Annotated in this window: 5 protein-coding genes; 3 read left to right on the top strand and 2 right to left on the bottom strand. The window is 72.0% G+C overall.

From position 1 onward, the window contains the following. On the bottom strand, positions 1–987 hold a 987-nt coding region (locus ACFW2E_RS37890), incomplete at its 3' end, for a serine/threonine-protein kinase (protein ID WP_384473903.1). Between the two features lie 169 nt (positions 988–1,156). On the opposite strand from ACFW2E_RS37890, the gene ACFW2E_RS37885 reads away from it, so the two are divergent. Next, positions 1,157–2,218 carry a serine hydrolase domain-containing protein gene (locus ACFW2E_RS37885; protein WP_384473900.1) on the top strand — a complete coding sequence of 354 codons (1,062 nt, stop codon included), beginning with the start codon at positions 1,157–1,159 and terminating at the stop codon, positions 2,216–2,218. A 111-nt stretch (positions 2,219–2,329) separates the two neighbouring features. On the opposite strand, the gene ACFW2E_RS37880 is transcribed toward ACFW2E_RS37885, so the two are convergent. Beyond that, positions 2,330–4,036: a glycerol-3-phosphate dehydrogenase/oxidase gene (locus ACFW2E_RS37880; protein ID WP_384473897.1), complete on the bottom strand. Its 1,707-nt coding sequence runs from the start codon at positions 4,034–4,036 to the stop codon at positions 2,330–2,332. A gap of 285 nt (positions 4,037–4,321) precedes the next feature. Here ACFW2E_RS37880 and ACFW2E_RS37875 point away from each other — a divergent pair, with 285 nt between their 5' ends. Continuing rightward, on the top strand, positions 4,322–5,530 hold the full coding sequence (locus ACFW2E_RS37875; RefSeq protein ID WP_384473894.1) for a nucleotide sugar dehydrogenase: 1,209 nt from the start codon (positions 4,322–4,324) through the stop codon (positions 5,528–5,530). A gap of 149 nt (positions 5,531–5,679) precedes the next feature. Next, positions 5,680–6,222 carry a hypothetical protein gene (locus tag ACFW2E_RS37870; protein ID WP_384473891.1) on the top strand — a complete coding sequence of 181 codons (543 nt, stop codon included), beginning with the start codon at positions 5,680–5,682 and terminating at the stop codon, positions 6,220–6,222. The last annotated feature ends 655 nt before the right edge of the window (positions 6,223–6,877 follow it).

Below are 6,877 nucleotides of genomic sequence, written 5' to 3'. Positions count from 1 at the left end.
CTCGCCGCCGCGCCTGCCCCCGGTGCCGGCCGAACCGCCCTCGCCCGCTCCGCTCTTGCCCTTGGGCCGCTCCGGCTGTACCGGCAGCGGAACGACTCGCGTGGCGTCCATCGACTCCGGCGCGGGCGCGTGGATCACCGTGTTGAGCAGGGCGCGGGCGCCCGCGTCGTCGAGCCGCTTGGCGGGATCCTTGTTCAGAAGCCCGTAGATGACGTCCCTGAGCGGACCCGCGTTCTTGGGCTCCTCCAGCGGCTCGGTCATCACCGCGGTCAGCGTGGCGATCGCCGATCCCTTGTCGTAGGGCGGCACGCCCTCGACCGACGCGTACAGCAGGCCGCCGAGCGACCACAGGTCGGCCGCGGGTCCCGGCTTGTGTCCCCGGGCCCGCTCCGGGGAGATGTAGGAGGGGGCGCCGACGAGCATGCCGGTGGAGGTGATGGACGGGTCGCCCTCGACCTGGGCGATGCCGAAGTCGGTGAGCACGACCCGGCCGTCCTCGGCGATCAGCACGTTGGACGGCTTCACGTCGCGGTGCAGGATGCCCTCGCGGTGCGCGGAGCGCAGCACGTCGAGGATCGCGAGCCCGACCTCCGCCGCACGCTTCGGCTCCAGCAGGCCGTCCTCCCGGATGACCTCGGCGAGGGACTTGCCCTCGACGAGCTCCATCACGATCCACGGCCGGTCGTCCTCGTCGACCACGTCGAACACGGTCACCGCGCTGTTGTTGCGGATCCGTGCGATCGCCTTGGCCTCGCGCAGGGTGCGCGTGATCAGGCGCCGCTTCTCCTCCTCGTCGATGTTCGACGGGAACCGCAGCTCCTTGACCGCGACCGTCCGGCCGAGGGTCTCGTCCTCGGCGCGCCACACCGTGCCCATGCCGCCGCGGCCGAGCACGTCTCCCAGCCGGTACCGCCCGGCGAGAAGACGCTCGCTCTTGTCCTGACGAGTGTCCTGACGAGATGTCCCCGCCCGCTCCGCCTCCGACATGCGTCCCCTCATGCAACCCGCCCTGACAGAGCCTCCATTGTCCCTCACCCGACAAGTACCCGACGCCCAGGGTGCTCGTCACTTTGTGGTGCGGTCCGCACACCCTGGGACTCCATGAGGCACACATTCCGCTTCCGTGGATGATGGGCTCGACATGGAAGGAGCCAAGATGCCGTCACTTCGGACACTGCCGGCCATTTCGACGGCCCTGGCCGTCCTCATAGGCCCCGTCGCACTCGGTACGGCACCCCGGGCCGAGGCCACCGACGCGGTCCTTCCGCTGTTCGTCACCCGGGGCGGGGTGCCGGCCGCGGCCCTGCTGGCCGACGAGGACGACGGCTCCGGCGACCCGCCCGCCTCCCGCTACACGCGAACGGGAAGGGGCATCGCCCGCGCCGACCACTTCCGCGCCGGCAGCATCACCAAGACCTTCATCGCCACCGTCCTCCTGCAACTCGCCGCCGAACACCGGCTGTCCCTGTCCGACACGGTGGAGCAGCACCTGCCGGGTGCGGTGCGCGGGGTGCGCGTCGACGGACGGCGCATCACCCTGCGAGCCCTGCTCACCCACACCAGCGGTCTCGCCGACTTCACCACGGTCACCAGGGGTACCGTCCCCCTGACCCCGCCTCAGGCCGTGACCATCGCGCTCGCCCTCCCCCCGGCCCGCCCGGGCCGCTTCTCCTACTCCAGCACCAACTACGTCCTGCTCGGCATGGTCATCCGTCAGGTCACCGGCCACTCGTACGCCACCGAGGCCGAGCGGCGCATCATCGCCCCCCTGGGTCTGAGGGGCACCTCCTTTCCCGGGTCGCGCACCACGCTGCCCTCCCCGCACGGCCGTGCCTATACGGCCGGCGGCTCCGACGTCACCGATCTCGACCCGCGCGTGGCCGGCGCGGCGGGCGAGCTGGTGACCACGCTCGACGACCTGGACCGCTTCTACGCGGCCCTGCTGGGCGACGGACTACTGCCCCCGCGATGGCTGCGGGAGATGCTCAACACCCGGACCGCACATGGCTCGTACGGCATGGGGATATTTCCGGCGAAGCTCCCGTGCGGCATCACGGTGTGGGGACACAACGGCCGGATCTCCGGCAGCTACGTGCGCACCGCAGCCACCGTCGACGGCCGACGCGTCCTCACCTTCCGGGTGAACACGGACGCGATCGCGGATCCCGGCCTCGAACCCGCGCTGCTCGCGGCCGAGTTCTGCCCCCGCACCACGTAGAACGAGCAGGTTCCGAACACAGATCCCTATTCACGGCACTCGTTCGGGTGACAACCGCGCCCAGCCGCCCGAGCGGCTCGGGCCGCTCCCGCTCGGGCCGCTCGGCCCCGCTCACAGCGGCACGATGTCCGGCGCCCCCAGCCGTGCCGCGTCCGCGGTCTGGTCGTCCGGCTGCAGCTGCGACTCCCGCTCGGCCTCCACCCGCTTCTCGTAGTGCTCGACCTCGCGCTCGATCTGGTCCTTGTCCCAGCCGAGGACGGGCGCCATCAGCTCGGCCGCCTCGCGGGCGCTGCGGGTGCCCCGGTCGAAGGTCTCGATGGAGATGCGGGTGCGGCGGGTCAGCACGTCGTCCAGGTGCCGCGCGCCCTCGTGCGAGGCTGCGTACACCACCTCGGCGCGCAGGTAGTCGTCGGCGGCCTGCAGCGGCTCGCCGAGGGAGGGGTCGGCGGCGATGAGACCCAGGAGCTCCTCCGCCATCGAGCCGAACCGGTTGAGCAGGTGCTCCACGCGTACGACGTGCAGTCCGGTCCGTGCGGCTATCCGCGCCCGCGCGTTCCACAGTGCCGGGTAGCCTTCCGCGCCGAGCAGCGGGATGTCCTCGGTGACACATTCGGCGACCCGCATGTCGAGACCGTGCACGGCCTCGTCGACCGCGTCCTTGGCCATGACCCGGTACGTCGTGTACTTGCCGCCCGCGACGACCACCAGTCCCGGCACCGGATGCGCCACGGTGTGCTCGCGCGACAGCTTGCTGGTGGCGTCGGACTCGCCCGCCAGCAACGGGCGCAGTCCCGCGTACACACCCTGGACGTCGTCGCGCGAAAGGGGTACCGAGAGCACCGAGTTGACGTGTTCCAGCACGTAGTCGATGTCCGCGCTGGACGCGGCCGGATGGGCCTTGTCCAGGTCCCAGCCGGTGTCGGTCGTGCCGACGATCCAGTGGCGTCCCCACGGGATGACGAACAGGACGGACTTCTCCGTGCGCAGGATCAGACCGGTCGTGGAGTGGATGCGGTCCTTGGGGACGACCAGGTGAACGCCCTTTGAGGCGCGGACGTGGAACTGTCCCCGCTCGCCCACCATCGCCTGGGTGTCGTCGGTCCACACTCCCGTGGCGTTGACGACCTGCTTGGCGCGGACCTCGTACTCGCCGCCGCCCTCCACGTCCCGCACCCGGGCGCCGACGACCCGTTCGCCCTCGCGCAGGAAGCCGGTCACGCGCGCGCGGTTGGCGGCCATCGCGCCGTACGACACCGCCGTGCGCACCAGTGTCGCCACATATCGGGCGTCGTCCATCTGGGCGTCGTAGTACTGCAACGCGCCGACCAGGGCGTCCTTGCGCAGCGCGGGGGCCACGCGCAGGGCGTGACGGCGGCTCAGATGACGGTGCACGGGCAGGCCCCGGCCGTGGCCGCGGGCCATCGACATGGCGTCGTAGAGCGCGACGCCCGAACCCGCGTACAGCCGCTCCCAGCCCTTGCGCTGGAGCGGGTACAGGAACGGCACGGGCTTGACCAGGTGGGGGGCGAGCCGCTCGAGCAGCAGGCCACGCTCCTTCAGGGCCTCCCGGACGAGGGCGAAGTCGAGCATCTCCAGATAGCGCAGCCCGCCGTGAATGAGCTTGCTCGACCTGCTGGACGTGCCCGACGCCCAGTCACGGGCCTCGACCAGCCCGGTGGACAGGCCGCGGGTCACCGCGTCCAGCGCGGTCCCGGCGCCCACCACCCCACCGCCCACGACCAGTACGTCCAGCTCGCGCTCGGCCATGGCCGCCAGTGACTCGGCGCGCTGCGCCGGCCCCAGTGTCGCTGTCCTCACCGCTGCCTCCCGCTGTCGATCGATCACGTCGGTCGCGTCGGCCGCACCCGGTGGGCGAAGCCCGGTCACGTCTTCCCCTTGCCCAAATTCTGACCGGGATGCCCGACTTCAGCCACCACTCGCCCCCGCCCTGTGGACAACGGAAGCGGAACCGCCGGAAGACACAAGAAAACAATCCACCAGAACGGTCATATTTACTCCTAGTGTGACATTGCGCTCGCTCGTACTGTCCACCGGGCTTGCGCACCTGTCCCGCTTCGGTTACTGGGAAGGACGGCCCACGCCATGCCCGCAGACCTCGCCGTCATCGGACTCGGTCCCTACGGCCTGCCCCTCGCCCAGGCCGCCGTGGCCGCCGGCATCGCCACACTCGGATACGCCACGGGGCCCGAGGCCGGCTCCCTCAGCCCCGCCGAACTGCGCCGGATGCTCTCGGGGGGCTTCCGGCCCGCCACCGACCCGGCCGGGCTCGGCCGGGTACGCACCGCGGTGATCTGCGCACCGACCGCACGGGGTGCGGACGGCGGGCTCGACCTGAGCCAGGTGGAGGCGGCCGCCCGGACCCTGGCCGAGCGGCTGCGCCCGCGCACCACTGTCATCCTGGAGTCACCGGTGCGCCCGGGCACGACCGAGGACTTCCTCCGCCCCCTGCTGGAGGAGGGCTCGGGGCTGAGCGCGGGCCGCGACTTCCACCTCGCCTACTCGCCCAGCCGCGTCGACCCCGGCAACCGCGACTTCACCCCGGCCAACACCCCCAAGGTCATCGGCGGCCTCACCCCGGCCTGCACCGAGTCGGCGGCCGCCTTCTACGCGCGGCTCACCGACAAGGTCGTCCGCGCGCGTGGGCCTCGCGAGGCAGAGACGGTGCAGCTCCTGGAGACCAACTTCCGGCACGTCAACATCGCCCTCGTCAACGAGATGGCCGTCCTCTGCCACGACCTGGGCGTCGACCTGTGGGACGTCATCCGCTGCGCGGAGACCAAGCCGTTCGGCTTCCAGGCCTTCCGGCCCGGACCGGGTGTGGGCGGTCACGGGGCCCCGCAGGACCTGACGGGCCACGCGGGCCGCACGCTGCGCATGGCGGAACTGGCGCAGCAGGTCAACAGCCGCATGCCCCGGTACGTCGTGCAGCGCGCCGCCGCCCTCCTCAACGAGCACGGGAAGTCGGCCCGCGGCGCACGCGTGCTGCTGCTTGGCGTCACCTACAAGGCGGACCTCGCCGACCAGCAGGGCACCCCGGCCAAGGAAATCGCGGTCCGGCTGATGGAGCTGGGCGCATCCGTCAGCTACCACGACCCGCACGTGGCCTCCTGGAACGTCCTCGGCCGGCCGGTCCCCCGCGCCGACTCCCTCTACGAGGCCGCGGCGGGCGCGGACCTCACGATCCTGCTCCAGCAGCACCGGACCTACGACATGCAGGGCCTGTCGGTGAAGGCCCAGTTGCTGCTGGACACGCGGGGCGCGACGCCGACGGGGGCCGCGCACCGGCTCTGAGCGGGAAAAGCCTGGTGGCGTTGTCGGTGGTGACTGTTAATCTCCCCCACGGTCGTCGCGCAAGCGCGCGTGCGCCCTTCGTTCCACCATCCAGCTTTCCAACCGGCACTTCCGGCCGGTTTGCCCTGTCCCGTGGGGGGATTCCTGTCATGAGCCAGTCAGTCACGCCTCCGTCGCAGCCCGAGCCGGCCGACGCGGCCCCGACCGCCGAGCAGGCCCCGGTCGCCGCGCCGTACGCCGCGCAGCCGGGCGCCGTACCGCCGCCGCTGCCGGTGCCGCCCGCGCCGGGCAAGGACAACATCGCCGTCGGCCTGCTCGCGGCCCTCGGCGCCGCCGTGGTCACCGCCGTCGTCTACGGTCTCGTCATCGGCCTCACCAAGCACGAGATCGGCTGGGCCGCGGTGGGCGTCGGCTTCGTCATCGGCCTCGCGGCCGGGCGGATCGGCGGCCGCAACCCCGTCCTCGGCATCGTCAGCGCGGTCCTCGCGCTGGGCTCCGTCTACCTCGGCCAGCTGGTCGGTGAGGCCATGATCGGCGCCAAGGAGGTCGGGGTGAGCTTCAACGAGGTCTTCTTCCAGCACTTCGGCATCGTCCAGGAGGCGTGGAAGGCCGACGCCGACCCGCTCACCTTCGTGTTCTTCGCGATCGCCGCGTGGGCCGCGTTCTCCGCCGCCAAGAAGGCCGCCGCCTGAGCCGACCCGGCCGACCTGGGAGGCCGACGTCGATGAGGGCGGCGCATCGGTTGTGAACCGGGGCGCGCGGCACGGCTCGGGCTCCGGGGCTGGTGGAGTACGGCCGGCCCCACCGGTACCGTACGGAACCAGGTGGAGCCCACCGCAGCGGGTACTGCAGCAGGCTCCTGGATGGACCACGGAGTGTCCGCCCCTAGGTTCCTTGGGGGCGGCCGCTCACCATCCGAAAATCCGCAAGATCCACCTCCTCCGGCACTTGACCGTCCGAAGACGGATTTTCGGTCCCGGCGGGTGGGCTTGCGGTGGCGGCCCATCGGCACCCCCTTCCACGACGCCGTCCATGCCCGGTGGGACGGCCGTCGGAAATCGGGCCGGGCCCCGAGGAGCCGGGGTCCGGAACCAAGTCCTTGGAAGGGGGCACCTCAGAAACCTGGGGCGCCGATCGGGACGCCATCGCCCACGGCCCCGCTCACCAGCCCGTTTTCGCCCCGAAGGCAACCGCGCGCCCCCGCACCACCCCACGCGCCCCACGAGGCGCCCGCGCATGCGGAAGGGGGGGGGGGGGGGCCCCGCGGCCGCGCCCCCCGCCCAGGCGGACGGCGGCCCCCGGGGGGGGGGGGGGCCCCCCCCCCCCACCCCAGCCAGCGACCAGGAG

The sequence above is a fragment of the Streptomyces sp. NPDC058964 genome (assembly GCF_042741275.1).
Lineage (GTDB): Bacteria > Actinomycetota > Actinomycetes > Streptomycetales > Streptomycetaceae > Streptomyces.
The sequence above is the reverse complement of the archived record's forward strand: the minus strand, read 5'-3'. Positions and strand labels throughout refer to the sequence as shown.